Consider the following 14247-nt stretch of genomic DNA (forward strand, 5'->3'; position numbering starts at 1 on the left):
CTTGGGTGGTCTGCACCATCCAAGGCTTAAGTGCTATTAGTCCGCTTTGGTGGTGCTTTCACCCCCATCATCATCCCCGTTGAGCGCGGCGCGCAGTCGTTCACGCTTTTCGGTGCGGCGCTGGGCGGCGCCGACCGCCTGCACGGAGGCCTCCTCGCGGAGCCCCTTCAGCAGGAAGTAGGCGAGCGCGGCGGAGACCACCACGGCGATCATCAGCTTGAGCAGGGTGCTGACGTCGAGCGGGACGGCCAGCAGCGCACCGCCCACGAGAACGAAGAGGCCCAACCGGGCGAGTGTGTACTTCAACAGCGCAGACATGGTCTGGCCAGGATATCTCCGCCCGCTCCTACCACGCACAGCCGCCCGACATCCGAGCTTTGGATCACGGGAGGGGTGCAATGGTCACGACCGCAGGTCGTGTCCGCGGCCGGTCACGGCCGCGGACACGAGCATGCCTGCAGGGTTACGCCCAGACCTGCTGCGGCTCGGCGCGGCGCTCGGCGAGGGAGGTGGGCTTGTCGTATTCGCGCACGACCTCGTAGCGGGTGTTGCGCTCGACGGGCTGGAAGCCGGCGTCCCAGATGAGGTGGAGCAGGTCCTCGCGGTGCATGGTGTTGGGCGTGCCGTAGCTGTCGGCGTCGTGGGTGATCTTGTACTCGACGACCGAGCCGTCGAGGTCGTCGACGCCGAAGTTGAGGGAGAGCTGGGCGACGGACAGGCCGTGCATGACCCAGAAGCACTTGACGTGCGGCACGTTGTCGAACATCAGGCGGGACACGGCGAAGGTCTTGAGCGACTCGGCGGGTGAGGCCATCTTCGTGCGGGCCTGCAGCCGGTTGCGGACCTTGCCGTCGGCGGAGTCGACGAAGTCGTGCTGGTAGCGCAGCGGGATGAAGACGGTGAAGCCGCCGGTCTCGTCCTGCAGCTCGCGCAGTCGCATGACGTGGTCGACGCGGTGGCGGGGCTCCTCGATGTGGCCGTAGAGCATCGTCGAGGGGGTGCGCAGGCCCTTGCTGTGGGCGAGGCGGTGGATCCGCGACCAGTCCTCCCAGTGGGTGGCGTGGTCGACGATGTGCTGGCGGACCTCCCAGTCGAAGATCTCCGCGCCGCCGCCGGTGAGGGACTCCAGGCCGGCGTCGATGAGCTCGTCGAAGATCTCGTCCGCGGGCAGGCCGCTGATCTTCTCGAACCACTGGATCTCGGTGGCCGTGAACGCCTTCAGCTTGACGTTGGGCAGGGCGGACTTCAGCTCGCGCAGGACCTTCGGGTAGTACTTCCACGGCAGGGTCGGGTGCAGGCCGTTGACGATATGCAGCTCGGTGAGCTGCTCGTCCTCCATCTCCTTGGCCTTGGCGACCGCCTCGTGGATGCGCATCGTGTAGGCGTCCTTCTCGCCCGGCTTGCGCTGAAATGAGCAATATGCGCAGCTGGCGGAACAGACATTGGTGAGATTCAGGTGACGGTTGACGTTGAACATCACCCGGTCGCCGTTGAGCTCGGTGCGCTTGTGGTGGGCCAGCCGACCGAGCCAGACGAGGTCGTCACTCTCATACAGAGCGACGCCGTCTTCCCTGCTCAGCCGCTCGCCGGCGACGACCTTGGCCTCGAGTTCACGCTTCACACCTGCATCCACGTCGCCAGCGTACGTCGGCTCCGAGCGGACCTCGCCGGGCCCCGCGTTAGTGCGGCATTCATCTCTCCGGGCGCAGACTGACATTGATCAGCTCTCGACGCTGATTGCTTCGGTGAGGTAAACAAAAGTGGGCAGAAACACGGTCGGGCGGCAGACCGACTGATCGATCGAACTTGATCGACCATTGGCGGGGCTTACCGACTGGGGACGGTGGCATGGACGGACTGGTATTGAGAGCGGCGAGTTATCCCGGTGACAGCTGGGAGCCGCCCGCCGAAGCAGAGGCATCCGCGCAGGTCGCGGCGATGGTCCCCCGGCAGCGGGGCAGGCACAGGCGAGGGCCGATGTTCGTCGCGGCCGTCGTCTGCACGTTGCTGTGCTCGTTGGTGCCGCGTCCCGCGTACGCCGATCCGGCCGGCACGATCCCGGACACGGGCTCGCGGCCGATCGCGTCCGGCACGCTGCTCATGCCCGGGCAGGGCGGCACGTCCGCGCCGCCGGCCGTCGGCGGGAGCACCGCCACGCTGCGTGGCCCGCTCGCGACGCAGCTCGCCTCGCTCGAGGTCACCGTCAGCACACTGGGGCAGAAACGGCTCCAGGCGCAGATCAACCTGGAGACGGCACAGGCCGCGGCCACCGATGCCCAGGACAAGCTGCGCGCCGCCACCGCGCAGGTCGCGGAGCTGCGCAGCCGGGCGGACTCGGCCGCCGCCGAGGCGTACAAGCGCGCGACGGGTCTCGGGCCGCTCGACGGGTACGCACACGACCTGCACCAGTTCGGGCTGCTCGCGCCGGGCCTCGGTCAGCAGCCGGGCAGCCAGCAGGACGCCCGTGACCTGCTGCGCGCCGAGCAGGAGGAGGCGGCCGCCAAGCAGCAGTATCAGCTGGCGCAGTCGGCGTACCTCAGCGCGCAGAGCGCGTTCGCGCCGATCGACGCGGAGTTCCAGACGCAGAACGCGGCCTACGTGAAGCTCAAGGCCGACAACGAGCAGGCCGTGCTGCAGATCGCCGCGCAGGAGGACGCAGCCGAGCAGAGCCGTGGCACCACCGCGGTGGCCAACGTGCCGATCGACGGCATGGTGGCCAACCCGAAGGCCATCCAGGCGTTGAACTACGCCCTCGGCAAGATCGGCAGCTGGTACGTGTGGGGCGACGAAGGCCCCAACACCTTCGACTGCTCAGGGCTGGCGTACTGGTCCTACGGGCAGGTCGGGGTCCGCGTGCCGCGCGTCGCCAACGACATGTACCACGGCACCCCCGCGATCCAGGCGACCAAGGTCAGCCTCGGCGACCGGCTGCTCCCCGGCGACCTGGTGTTCTTCGCCAGCGACTCCGGTGACTGGCGTTCGATCTACCACATGGGCATCTACATCGGCTCCGGCAAGATGGTCCACGCGCCGACGACCGGTGAAACGGTGAAGATCGGGCAGGTCAAGTGGTCTCGGTTCTTCGGCGCGACCCGGATCTTCCCGGCCGTCGCGGCGCCGGGCTCGACCGCCACTGCCACGGCGACGGCCACCGCGACGGCCACCGCGTCCGCCACCGCGTCGCCTACGGCGTCCGCCACCGCGTCGCCGTCGACCTCGACGTCCGCGTCTCCGTCGGAGTCCACGTCACCGTCGGAGTCCACGTCACCTTCCCCGAGCGCGACCACCACTTCGGCGCCGCCGCCGGAGCCGGACCCGACGGAGGAGACGACCAAGGCGCCCAGCACGCCGGCCACGACCGCGGCGTCACCGGCCAAGTCGTCGGTCGAGCCGACGTCCACCGGCGCGAGCACGGCCGCGCAGACCACGGCGTCCGCGGCGGGCGACTGACCTAGCAGCACCGGGCCGGCCCACGGGTCTCCCGTGGGCCGGTTCGTTCGTTCCCGGGTGATCTTCGTCCGGTTCGTGATCCAAAACCCGACGCAGTCCGGTCCAGCGTTCCGTGACTCGATGTGGCACCGTGGAGCCGTGACTGGCGGAGGGGGCACGCCGGGAGCGTGGTGACGCCCGGGCAGGGCACGGTCATGGAGGGCAGCAATGGACGAGCGGGAGACACGGGACGGCGCACGCAACGAGGGGGTGCGACCCGACTCCCCATTCGGGTTCACGCCCGGCGCGCAGCCGCAGGCGACCAGTCCGGAGCCCGACGCGCTCGACGGTGGCGATCTGCCACCGCTGCCGCCACCGCCGCCGGTCGGCGCGGAGCTGCCTCCGGACACGCCGGAAGAGGTGATTCCTGACGCGGCGTACGAGCTCCCGCCCGCACCCACCGACGGCGCCCTCTGGCCGGGTGGCGACCCGTTCGCGGACGCCGACGACGAGGAAGAGGACGACCCGGAGGTCGCGGCGATGGTCGCGGCGTTCAACTCGACCGACGCTCCGGCCGGTGTTTCGGCCGGTGTTTCGGAGGCGCCGGAGGCTCCTTCGGGGCTGGAAGCCGGCGTGAGCGCCGCTGCCGGGGCTTCGGGTCTGGACGCCGGGGTTTCGGGCGCGGACGCCGGGGTTTCGGGCGCGGACGCCGGAGCTTCGGGGGTGAGCGCCGGGGGTTCGGGGGTGAATGCCGGGGTGAACGAAGCGCCGGAGCAGCCGGTCGGCGGGCCTGACGGGCCGCGGCGCCGGGCGGAGCCCGAGGCGGACGTCATCGCCGCCGCGCTTGCCAGTGAGCCGCCGGTGTACCAGCTGCCCAACTTCGACTCCGTCGCCGGGACGTATGGGCCTCCACCTGGGGAGTCGACGCCGTACTCGGGGATTCATCCCGCGGAGCCGGTGTCCTCGGACGTGGCGGCGCCGCCGTTCGCACCGATCCCGGTTTCGGGGTTCGGCGCGCCGGCCGCGTCCGTCGAGGAGCCGGTTTCTCCCGCGGCTCCGCCCGCTGACGAGCCGCTGCCGCCGTTGCCGAGCCGGACCCGCGCGCCACGGCAGTTGCCGGAGTCGTCGTGGGACGCGTTCGCGCGGCCGTGGAGCGCGCCGGAGACGCCCGCGGCGGACGTGGAGCCGGCCTCGTCGAGCTCCACGGCGGCACCGGCCTTCGAGCCGGCCGCGGTCGAGCCCGCTTCACCGGCGGTCTCGTCGCCGGAGCCCTCGGTGGTGCATCCGTTCGCGGTGCAGAGCCGGCCCGCGGCCGAGGTCGCCCCGCCGGCCGAGCCTTTGCTGGCGCCGATCGACCGGCCGGTCGTCGAGGTGTCGGCCGAGCCCTTGATGGCACCCGCCTCGCCGGCGCCGCCGGTCGTGCTGCCGGCCGCCGGGGCGTTCGCCGCCGCCGTGGTCGCCGCCCGGGCGAGCGCGTCCGTGCCCGGTGTCCACTCGGTGAGCGCGGAGGAGGCCTCGCAGGCCGCCCGCAGCACCGCGACGCCCACGGTGTACCGCACCTCCATGGCCCTGCCGCAGTCGATGGCCAGCGCCTCCGCGTCGGTCAGCGTTCCTGCTGCCTCTTCCGGCACGGACGTCGAGCCGGTGTCGGACGCGCCCGTCGAGCCGTTCCCGACCCCGGAGCCGACGCCGTTCCCCAGCCCGGAGCCGGTGCCGTCGCCCGAGCCGTCGCCGTTCCCGCCCGCGCCGGAGCCCGAGCCGATCCCGACGCCGTACCCACCGGCGCCACCCGCCCCGACGCCGCCGCCCCCGGTGCCGAACCCTGAGCCGACACCGCCGCCGTTCCCGGGACCTGGGCCGCAGCCACCTGCACCGTTCCAGGCGCCGGCGCCGTACACGACGCCGTCCTCGCAGCATCCGTGGGGTACGGGCGACTCCGGCCAGGCCGCGGCCGCCGCGAGTGGGTCGGGCGCGGCCGGTCCCAGCTGGGCTCAGCCGGCGGCGCAGGGCTGGGCGCAGCCGCCCGGCACTCAGCAGCCGGGGCAGCCGCCGGTCGGTCAGCCGCCCGTCGGTCAGCCGCCAGCCGGACAGCAGCCGGTCGGGCAGCAGCCCTATGGCGCTCCGCAGCAGCAGTGGCCGGCGGCCGGGCAGCAGCCTGTGTCGACGCCGCCCGCGCAGGGGTGGGCGCAGCCGCCCGCGCCGCAGCAGCAGTGGCCGGCTCCGCCTGGGCAGCAGCACCCCGCCCCGGGCGTGTACGGCACGCCCGCTCAGCAGCCACCCGGGCAGTACGGCACGCCAGGACAGCAGCCCGCGCCGGGCCAGTACGGCACGCCCGCCCAGCCGGCCCAGGGGCAGTACGGCGTTCCGGGCCAGCCTGGGCAGTACGGCACGCCGGGCCAGCAGCCTCCGGGCCAGTACGGTGCACCCGGGCAGCAGCAGCAGCCTGGCCAGTACGGCACGCCGGGTCAGCCGGTCCCCGGCCAGTACGGCACGGCCCAGCCGGCGCCCGGGCAGTACGGCACGCCGCCGGGCCAGCCTGGGCCGGGCCAGTACGGCACACCGCCCGGGCAGCAGCCGGGTCAGTACGGCACGCCGGCCGGGCAGCAGCCCGGGCAGTACGGCACGCCGCCCGGCCAGGCGCCGGGGCAGTACGGGACGCCTGGGCAGCAGGCGCCTGGCACGTACGGGACGCCGGGGCAGCAGGGGCAGTACGCCGCGCCGGGTCAGCCTGGCTGGGCCACGCCGCCCGGGCAGGGCGCACCTGGGCAGCCGGGCTGGGCGACCCCGCCGGCGCAGCCGGTGTCCACGCCGCCCGCGCAGCAGGGCTGGGCCGCGCCACCGGCGTCCACGCCACCGGCGTCCACGCCGCCCGCGCAGCAGGGTTGGGCCGCGCCTCCGGCTCCCGCGCAGCCCAGCTGGCAGCAGCCTCCAGGGCAGCAGCAGCCCGCCGCCGCACCGGGTGAGCAGGGCTGGGCGACCCCGCCCGGTCAGGGTTGGGCTCCGCCGCCCGCCGCTGCCGCACCGGCGTCGGGGCCGCCGTCGTCCTCGGCACCGCCCGCCTTCTCACTGCCCAATGCCGCGCCGCTGGGCTCCGCGCCCGCGTCCGCGCCGCCGGTGTCGGGCGGTCCCGCCTTCTCACTGCCCAACGCCGCGCCGCTGGGCTCCGCGCCCGCGTCCGCGCCGCCGGCGTCGGGCGGTCCCGCGTTCGCACCGCCGACGTCCGCGCCGCCGTCCTCGGGTGGTCCTGCGTTCGCGCCACCGGCCACGAGCGGTCCGGCCTTTGCGCCACCGGCCACCAGCGGTCCCGCGTTCGCACCGCCGACGTCCGGGCCGCCGCCCTTCGCGCCGCCGGCCTCGACGCCGCCCGCCTTCGCACCGCCGGCTTCAGCGCCACCGGCGTCGGCGCCGCCCGCGTTCGGGGTGCCGGGTTCGGGGCAGCCGTCGTACACCATGCCGAATGCGACGCCGTCGGAGTCGACGCCGCCAGTGTCCGGGCCACCTGCGTTTTCGATCCCGTCGGCGAACCCGTCGGAGTCCACGCCGCCCGTCTCGGGCGCACCCCCGTTCGCTCCGCCGAACTGGGCTCCGGCCGGGCAGGCATCCGCGCCGCCGGCACCGAGCTGGGCCCAGCCTCCGCCGGCCGGTGAGTCGGTGTCGGCACCGTTCGCGCCGAGTTGGGCGACCTCGCCGGCTCCGGAGACCGCCGCGCCCGCCGCGGCGCCGGGCTGGGCTCCCCGCCACAGGAGGAGCCCGCGGCCGCGCCCGCTTGGGCTCCGCCGCCTGCCGAAGGACAGCAGCCGATGTACTCCGTGCCCAGCGCCCAGTCCGACCTGCCGCCGTTGCAGCAGACGGGGTGGGGCGCGCCGGCGTGGGGAGCGCCGGAGCCGCCGTCGTCGGGTCCGGAGCGGGATGACCGTCCGGCCACCGACAGGGCGCCCGGGACGGTCTACCCGTCGAGTGGGGCGCCGGCCAACCCGGCCCCGCCGGCGCATCAGCAGCCGCCCGCGATCCCTCCGCCCGAAGCGGAGGAGGACAACCAGGTGGTGAGCGACGCGGGCCCTTCGCCCGCGGCGGACAGCTACGGGAAATGGGCACGGAACCAGCGCAGCTCTGCGGGCACAGTCTATGGCGGGCAACGCGTCACCTCGGTGGCGACGGCCTCGGCCGACGGCGGCAGCAGCCCTCTGGAGAACTCCGGCTCGCTTACCGGGCACATCTTGAGTCAAGGTACGCAGGAAGCGGACGAGGACGACGAGGACGAACCGGCCAAGTCCAGCAACCTGAAAGTCATGATCATCATCGCGATCATCGTGGTGGCGCTCGTGGCGGGCGGCTATCTCGCCGTCACGTTCTCAAAGTCGTTCATCGATGAGATGTTCAGCGGCGTACCAACGAAATAGTGAACCGCGACACCTCGGCGCGGGGTCAGTGGGTGAGATCGGATAGGCTGAAGGGTCTCCAATCGGAAGGTCCCAGCTCCTTGCTGCTCGCTGACCCCAGTTCGTACCCCTCCATCTTCGAAGCTACCGATGAGTTCGAAGCCGTAGAGGAAATCCAAGGGCCCGGTTTCGCCGGGCTCGGCCTGCCCAACAAGTTGGTGCGCGCGCTTGCCAACCAGGGCATCAATGACCCGTTCCCGATCCAGGCCGCCACGATCCCCGACGTGCTCGCGGGCCGTGACGTGCTGGGCCGGGGGCAGACCGGCTCGGGCAAGACGCTGGCCTTCGGCCTGCCGATGCTTGCCCGACTGGCGGCGAGCGGACGATCCCGTCCGCACTCGCCCAAGGCCCTGGTCCTCGTGCCGACGCGCGAGCTCGCCATGCAGGTCAACGACGCGTTGACCCCACTGGCGAAGACACTCGGCCTGTTCTGCAAGACCGCCGTCGGCGGTGTGCCGTATGACCGGCAGATCTGGTCGCTCGAGCGGGGGGTCGACGTGCTCGTCGCGACGCCCGGCCGCCTCGGTGACCTGATCAAGCGCGGCGTCTGCCGGCTCGACTCGGTGGAGATCACCGTGCTCGACGAGGCCGACCAGATGGCCGACATGGGCTTCCTCCCGGAGGTCACGGAGATCCTGCAGCAGACGCCGACCACCGGTCAGCGCCTGTTGTTCTCCGCGACCCTCGACAAGGACGTCGACTCGCTGGTCAAGCGGTTCCTGATCGACCCGTCCACGCACTCGATCGAGCCGGCGACGGCCTCGGTGGAGTCCATGGACCACCACATGTTGCTGGTCCCGCCGAACGACAAGTTCGCCATCGCGGCGTCGATCGCTGCCCGCAAGGGCCGCACGATCCTCTTCGTGAAGACGCAGCTGGCCGTCGACGAGCTGGTCGACCAGTTCGCGGCCGTCGGCGTGCGGGCGGGTGCCCTGCACGGCGGCAAGACACAGCGGGTGCGCACGCGCACGCTGGCCGAGTTCAAAGAGGGCACGTGCGACGTGCTGGTGGCGACCGACGTCGCCGCTCGCGGTATTCACATCGACGACGTTTCGCTGGTCGTACACGTCGATCTCCCGAGAGACCAGAAGGACTACCTGCACCGCGCCGGTCGGACCGCGCGGGCCGGGGCAACGGGCACGGTCGTGACGTTGGTGCTGCCGCGGCAGCGTCGTCGGGCCACGGCACTGCTCGCGAAGGCCGGGGTCACCCCGACCGAGCTCCGGGTGCGGGCCGGTGACCCGGCGTTGGCCGAGGTCACGGGCGCTCGGCAGCCCAGTGGCGTGCCGGTGCGGATCCAGCGCAGCGCTCCCAGCGCTTCGCATCACGGTGGCGCCTCGCATCACGGCCGGCCCGGTCGGCGGCCGCAGCACGAACATGATCGTCGTCCACGGCGTTAGGTGACGACAGGGCGGTCCGCCGAATGGTGCGGACCGCCTTCTTGTTGCCCTGCTTTTGTCGTACCCGTCGGATAGCTTCGATGCATGACGGTGCTTCCTCGGGCGTTCGCCTGGCAGCGGACGGACACGACCGGCGGTGAGTTCGTCACCCTTGACGACCGCCGGGGGCTCTATGCCAAGGGCACGGCGTTCGCCGCCGACAACGCCCTGTATACGTGCCGCTATGACCTGCACACGGACGACGGCTGGGCGAGCACGCGGCTCGAGGTGACGGCCGAGGGCGCGGGCTGGCGGCGCACGCTGCGGATGGAGCGGGCCGCGGGTCGCTGGCGGGTCACCACCGGCGAGCAGGGCGACCTGGAGCGGGTGCTGCCGACGGCGCCGTTCTCCGGCATCGAGGATCCCGATCGGTTGCACCGGGTGCTCGACGTGGATCTGTATAACTCCCCGCTGACCAACACGTTGCCGGTGCGCCGGCTGGGCCTGCACCGCGCGGAGCCGGGCCGGGTCTCGACGATCGAGGCGGCCTGGGTGTTGTTGCCGAGCCTGGCCGTGCTGCCCCTGGAGCAGGTTTACGAGGTGCTGCCGGGCCGGCAGGTCCGCTATTCGACGGAGGGTTTCACAGCGGTCCTGCAGCTCGACGCGGAGGGCTATGTCGTGGACTATCCGGGGCTGGCGACGCTGGCTTAACAGGCGGACTGCGAGCGGCCCTCCCACTTCGTGGAGAGGGCGATCGCGGTGCGGGTGCGGGCGACGCCTTTGACGCGGTTGAGGTCGATGATGAGCCGTTCAAGGTCGCCGATGGTCTTCACCCGCGCCTTGCACAGAAACGATTCCTCGCCCGCCATGAAGTAGCACGACTCGATCTCTCGATGCCCTCGCAGGGCCTCGAGAATGTCGTCGGTGTCGCCGCTGCTGTCATGCACGATGCCGATGACGGCGGTCAGCGGCAGACCCACCGCCTCCGGGTGGATCTCGGCCCGGTAGCCCAGGATGACGCCGGAAGACTCGAGCTTGCCGACGCGCTCGTGCACGGCCGGCGCCGAAAGACCGACCTTCCGCGCAAGCTCGGCATATGGAAGGCGGGCGTTGTCTCGAAGCAGGTCGATAAGTTGTCGATCGATCGCATCCATCGCGTCCAGCCTAATGGTCGGCGTTTTAGCACAGCTAATTACCCAACACGTGCGATTTCCTCGTTTCCCGGACACGGCACGCTAGCGGTGCTGTAATGGGCGTACATCCCAGGATGACTCGTGCTTTCAGCTTGCCGCATGGGGGTGCGCGGGCCCGATCGAGCCACCCATGGGTTAAGGAGGGGCCGTGGAGACGGGAGATCGTCTGCTGACGCCCGGCGAGGTCGCTGCCTTGTTTCGTGTGGATCCGAAAACGGTGACACGCTGGGCGGCGGCCGGCCGGATCAGCAGCATCCGAACCCCGGGAGGACACCGGCGGTTCCGGGAATCCGAGGTGCGGGCGCTGCTCGAAGGAGACGACGCGCTCGACGACACCTCTAACGGGAATGGCCGAGGTCACCCGACCAACGAGTGAACAAGGTATGAGACACGCCGGCGGCGTCGAGGACTTTGCCGGCGATGAAGTCGACGAGTTGGGCGGCCGTGGCCGCCGCTCCGGCCGAGTAGAAGCCGGGGCTGGCGGGGAGGACCACGGCGCCGGCGTCGTGCAGGGCGATGAGGTGCTCCAGGTGGCTGCGGGTCACCGGGGTCTCCCGCGGGACGACGACGACCGGTCGACGCTCCTTGAGGTTGACCTCGGCCGCACGCTGCAACAGATCCTTGGACAGGCCGATCGCGATGCCCGCGCACGCCGCGGTGCTCGCCGGCACCACGAGCATGCCCTTGGCCTGATAGGAGCCGCTGCTCGGGCCGGCGGCGAGGTCACCGGCGGGCCAGTAGACCACGTCATTGATGGAGCGTCCGAGCCACGTGGCCAGGTCGTCCTTCCAGTGTGCGTCGCGGAAGGGCGCGCCGGTCTCGTCGAGGATCGTGAGCCGGGCGGCGCGTGACACGACCAGGTCGACGGCCTCACCCGCGTCGAACAGCGCCCGGATCACCGCCGCCGCATATGGCGTGCCGGACGCCCCGGACACCCCGACGACCCACGGCCTGCGCTGATCAACCACGCCGTCAACTCTGCCACAACTGACCAGCCCGCTCGGAAACTGTCGTACCGGGTTGGCAGGATGGTGTGCATGGCACGCGGCTTCCCATATGCGGATCTCAACGAATTCCTTGCCGCCCTTCAACGGGCCGGTGAGCTGCATCGCGTGTCCGCACCCGTGGACCCGCACCTGGAGATCAGTGAGATCGTCACCCGGACCGTCCGTGCGGGCGGGCCGGCACTCGTGTTCGACCGCCCGACCCGCGGTGACATGCCGGTCGCGATCAACCTGTTCGGCACCGAGCGGCGCATGGCGATGGCGCTCGGCGTGTCCCACCTCGACGAGGTCGGCGAGCGCATCGGGGCCCTGGTCAAGCCGGAGCTGCCGGTCGGGTGGGCCGGCATCCGCGATGGCATCGGCAAGCTGCTCCAGCTCAAGGCCGTGCCCCCGAAGCACGTGAAGACCGCACCGTGCCAGGAGGTCGTCTACAAGGGCGACCAGGTCGACCTCAACCGGCTGCCCGGCCTGCAGATCTGGCCCGACGACGGCGGGATCTACCACAACTTCGGCCTGACCCACACCAAGCACCCGGAGACCGGGAAGCGCAATCTCGGGCTCTATCGCCTCCAGCAGCACAGCCACAACACGCTCGGCATGCACTGGCAGATCCACAAGGACTCGACCGCGCACCACGCCGTGGCCGAGCGGCTCGGGCAACGCCTGCCGGTGGCGATCGCCATCGGCGCCGACCCTGTCGTGTCCTATTCGGCGAGCGCCCCGCTCCCCTCCGACATCGACGAATACCTGTTCGCCGGGTTCCTGCGCGGCGAGCGGGTCGAGATGGTCGACTGCCTGACCGTGCCGCTGCAGGTGCCGGCCAACGCCCAGATCGTGCTGGAGGGCTATCTGGAGCCCGGCGAGCGCCTGCCCGAGGGCCCGTTCGGCGACCACACCGGCTTCTACACGCCGGTCGAGGACTTCCCGGTGCTGCACGTGGAGTGCATGACCACCCGCAAGCAGCCGATCTACCACTCGATCATCACGTCGAAGCCGCCGCAGGAGGACCTCGGCCTCGGCAAGGCGACCGAGCGGATCTTCCTCCCGCTGCTGAAGATCATGATCCCCGACATCGTCGACTACGACCTGCCGGCCGCCGGCGTGTTCCACAACTGCGTGATCGTGTCGATCCGCAAGCGCTATCCGAAGCACGCCCAGAAGGTGATGAGTGCCATCTGGGGCGCCCACCTGCTGTCGCTGTCGAAGCTCATCGTGGTCGTCGACGACGACTGCGACGTGCACGACTATGCCGAGGTCGCCTTCCGCGCCTTCGGCAACGTCGACTACAAGCACGACCTGCTGCTCACCGAAGGCCCGGTCGACCACCTCGACCACGCGTCCTATCAGCAGTTCTGGGGCGGCAAGGCGGGCCTCGACGCGACGCGCAAGGGCCCGACCGAGGGCTACCATCGCGGCTGGCCGGAAGAGATGGTCATGTCACCCGAGGTCGTGGCGCGGGTCGACAAACGCTGGAGAGAGTATGGGTTCAAGTGACGCTCGTTGAGGCACCCCGGAGCCGGGTCAAGGCATTCCTGCGGCTCGTCGCGATCGAGCACTCGGTGTTCGCGCTGCCGTTCGCCTATCTGTCGGCGCTGACCGCCATGACCGTCGGTGCCGCCGGGGGCGGCCACGTCAACTGGGCGGACCTGCTCCTGGTGACGGTGGCGATGGTCGGCGCCCGCACGTTCGCCATGGCCGCCAACCGGATCATCGACCGCCACATCGACGCCCGCAACCCGCGCACCTCCCAGCGCGAGCTGGTCACCGGCGCGGTCAGCGTCCGCACCGCGTGGACCGGCGCCGCGGTCGCCCTCGTCGTGTTCCTCGGCGCGGCCGCCCTGCTCAACCCGCTCTGCCTGGTCCTCGCCCCGCTCGCCGTGGTGCCGCTGGTGCTCTATCCGTATGGCAAGCGCTTCACCAACTGGCCGCACGCCCTGCTCGGCCTCGCGCAGATGGTCGGTCCGGTCGGCGCATGGCTCGCCGTCACCGGCGACCTGCGCGGCTCCGGCGCCGCCTGGGTCCTCGGCGCCGCTGTCGGCCTGTGGATCGGCGGCTTCGACCTCATCTACGCCTGCCAGGACGCCACCGTCGACCGCGAGATCGGCGTCCACTCCGTCCCGTCCCGCTACGGCATCCCGTTCTCCCTGCACCTGTCGACCGCCGCCCACGTGGTGACGTTCGGCCTGTTCGTCTGGTTCGGCGAGCTCGTCGACCTCGGCTGGCTCTGGTGGATCGGCCTGGTCGTCACGGCCGTCGCCTTCATCTACGAGCACGCCATCGTCCGCCCCGACGACCTTTCCCGCGTGAACCGCGCCTTCTTTACGGCGAACGGGTTTGTGGGGATCGCTTTGTTCGTCTTCGCCCTCCTCGACCTGACCATCCTGGGCGGCCTCCGCCCCTGACCTCCTGCCCTTGACCTCCTGCCCTTTGACCACCTGCCTCTGGCTCTCGCGGGCGAGCGGCGCACCGCCCGCGGGGCGTCTTCGTCCCGCGTGGCGCCTTCGTCCCGCGTGGCGCCTTCGTCCCGCGTGGCGCCTTCGTCCCGCGTGGCGCCTCGTCCCGCGTGGCGTCAACACGGCACCGTGTCCGGCGCTCTCGCTTGTTGGGGCCGGGCGATCGAGGCGACCAACTGCGGACGACTTGGCGGATCCGCACCGGGGCGACCCATCTCTGGCTCCTACCGGCGGGCGGCGCACCTCGCCCACCCGGCTCCTCCGTCCACAGGACCCCCCACAGATCCGGCGCCCCGCCCGCCGGGCACCTTGGCCCACAAGGCGCCAACACGGCGCCTTGTCCGGCGCTC

Annotated in this window: 13 protein-coding genes; 7 read left to right on the forward strand and 6 right to left on the reverse strand. The window is 71.4% G+C overall.

All coding sequences use genetic code 11. The features are described 5' to 3' along the window. Positions 1 to 36: 36 nt before the first annotated feature. Both OHA72_RS07350 and mqnE read right to left on the reverse strand, forming a co-directional pair. Entirely contained in the window at positions 37 to 318 is a 282-nt protein-coding gene (locus OHA72_RS07350; protein ID WP_327007089.1) for a DUF4229 domain-containing protein, read from the reverse strand. Between the two features lie 145 nt (positions 319 to 463). After that, positions 464 to 1633 carry an aminofutalosine synthase MqnE gene (gene mqnE, locus OHA72_RS07355; protein WP_327007090.1) on the reverse strand — a complete coding sequence of 390 codons (1170 nt, stop codon included), beginning with the start codon at positions 1631 to 1633 and terminating at the stop codon, positions 464 to 466. A gap of 344 nt (positions 1634 to 1977) precedes the next feature. Here mqnE and OHA72_RS07360 point away from each other — a divergent pair, with 344 nt between their 5' ends. After that, positions 1978 to 3450 carry an NlpC/P60 family protein gene (locus OHA72_RS07360; protein WP_327007091.1) on the forward strand — a complete coding sequence of 491 codons (1473 nt, stop codon included), beginning with the start codon at positions 1978 to 1980 and terminating at the stop codon, positions 3448 to 3450. 920 nt (positions 3451 to 4370) lie between these two features. Here OHA72_RS07360 and OHA72_RS07365 read toward each other — a convergent pair. Next, a complete protein-coding gene (locus OHA72_RS07365) occupies positions 4371 to 5327 on the reverse strand; it encodes a hypothetical protein (RefSeq protein ID WP_327007092.1) in 957 nt (318 codons plus the stop codon). Positions 5328 to 6416: 1089 nt separating this feature from the next. After that, positions 6417 to 6968: a hypothetical protein gene (locus OHA72_RS07370; protein ID WP_327007093.1), complete on the reverse strand. Its 552-nt coding sequence runs from the start codon at positions 6966 to 6968 to the stop codon at positions 6417 to 6419. A gap of 261 nt (positions 6969 to 7229) precedes the next feature. On the opposite strand from OHA72_RS07370, the gene OHA72_RS07375 reads away from it, so the two are divergent. The 3 genes from OHA72_RS07375 to OHA72_RS07385 all read left to right on the forward strand — a co-directional run bounded on the left by OHA72_RS07375 (position 7230) and on the right by OHA72_RS07385 (position 9958). Beyond that, positions 7230 to 7829, forward strand: coding sequence for a hypothetical protein (locus tag OHA72_RS07375; RefSeq protein WP_327007094.1), 600 nt, complete (start codon positions 7230 to 7232; stop codon positions 7827 to 7829). A 152-nt stretch (positions 7830 to 7981) separates the two neighbouring features. Beyond that, on the forward strand, positions 7982 to 9268 hold the full coding sequence (locus tag OHA72_RS07380) for a DEAD/DEAH box helicase (RefSeq protein ID WP_327011490.1): 1287 nt from the start codon (positions 7982 to 7984) through the stop codon (positions 9266 to 9268). 84 nt (positions 9269 to 9352) lie between these two features. After that, a complete protein-coding gene (locus OHA72_RS07385; protein WP_327007095.1) occupies positions 9353 to 9958 on the forward strand; it encodes a putative glycolipid-binding domain-containing protein in 606 nt (201 codons plus the stop codon). Here the strand turns inward: OHA72_RS07385 and OHA72_RS07390 are convergent. Continuing rightward, positions 9955 to 10401, reverse strand: a complete 447-nt coding sequence (locus OHA72_RS07390) for an Lrp/AsnC family transcriptional regulator (RefSeq protein ID WP_327007096.1) — start codon at positions 10399 to 10401, stop codon at positions 9955 to 9957. The genes OHA72_RS07385 and OHA72_RS07390 overlap by 4 nt on opposite strands. A gap of 187 nt (positions 10402 to 10588) precedes the next feature. Here OHA72_RS07390 and OHA72_RS07395 point away from each other — a divergent pair, with 187 nt between their 5' ends. Next, positions 10589 to 10816, forward strand: a complete 228-nt coding sequence (locus OHA72_RS07395; RefSeq protein WP_327007097.1) for a BldC family transcriptional regulator — start codon at positions 10589 to 10591, stop codon at positions 10814 to 10816. Here the strand turns inward: OHA72_RS07395 and OHA72_RS07400 are convergent. Further along, complete coding sequence (locus OHA72_RS07400; RefSeq protein ID WP_327007098.1) at positions 10779 to 11408, reverse strand: UbiX family flavin prenyltransferase; 630 nt, start codon at positions 11406 to 11408, stop codon at positions 10779 to 10781. The two genes, OHA72_RS07395 and OHA72_RS07400, sit on opposite strands and share 38 nt — an antisense overlap. A 69-nt stretch (positions 11409 to 11477) precedes the next feature. Here OHA72_RS07400 and OHA72_RS07405 point away from each other — a divergent pair, with 69 nt between their 5' ends. Next, on the forward strand, positions 11478 to 12938 hold the full coding sequence (locus tag OHA72_RS07405) for a menaquinone biosynthesis decarboxylase (RefSeq protein ID WP_327007099.1): 1461 nt from the start codon (positions 11478 to 11480) through the stop codon (positions 12936 to 12938). Further along, on the forward strand, positions 12935 to 13846 hold the full coding sequence (mqnP, locus tag OHA72_RS07410; RefSeq protein WP_442788528.1) for a menaquinone biosynthesis prenyltransferase MqnP: 912 nt from the start codon (positions 12935 to 12937) through the stop codon (positions 13844 to 13846). Before OHA72_RS07405 ends, mqnP begins: the two co-directional genes overlap by 4 nt. Positions 13847 to 14247: the final 401 nt, after the last annotated feature.

Origin of the sequence: Dactylosporangium sp. NBC_01737 (genome assembly GCF_035963215.1) — a bacterium.
Classification (GTDB): domain Bacteria; phylum Actinomycetota; class Actinomycetes; order Mycobacteriales; family Micromonosporaceae; genus Dactylosporangium.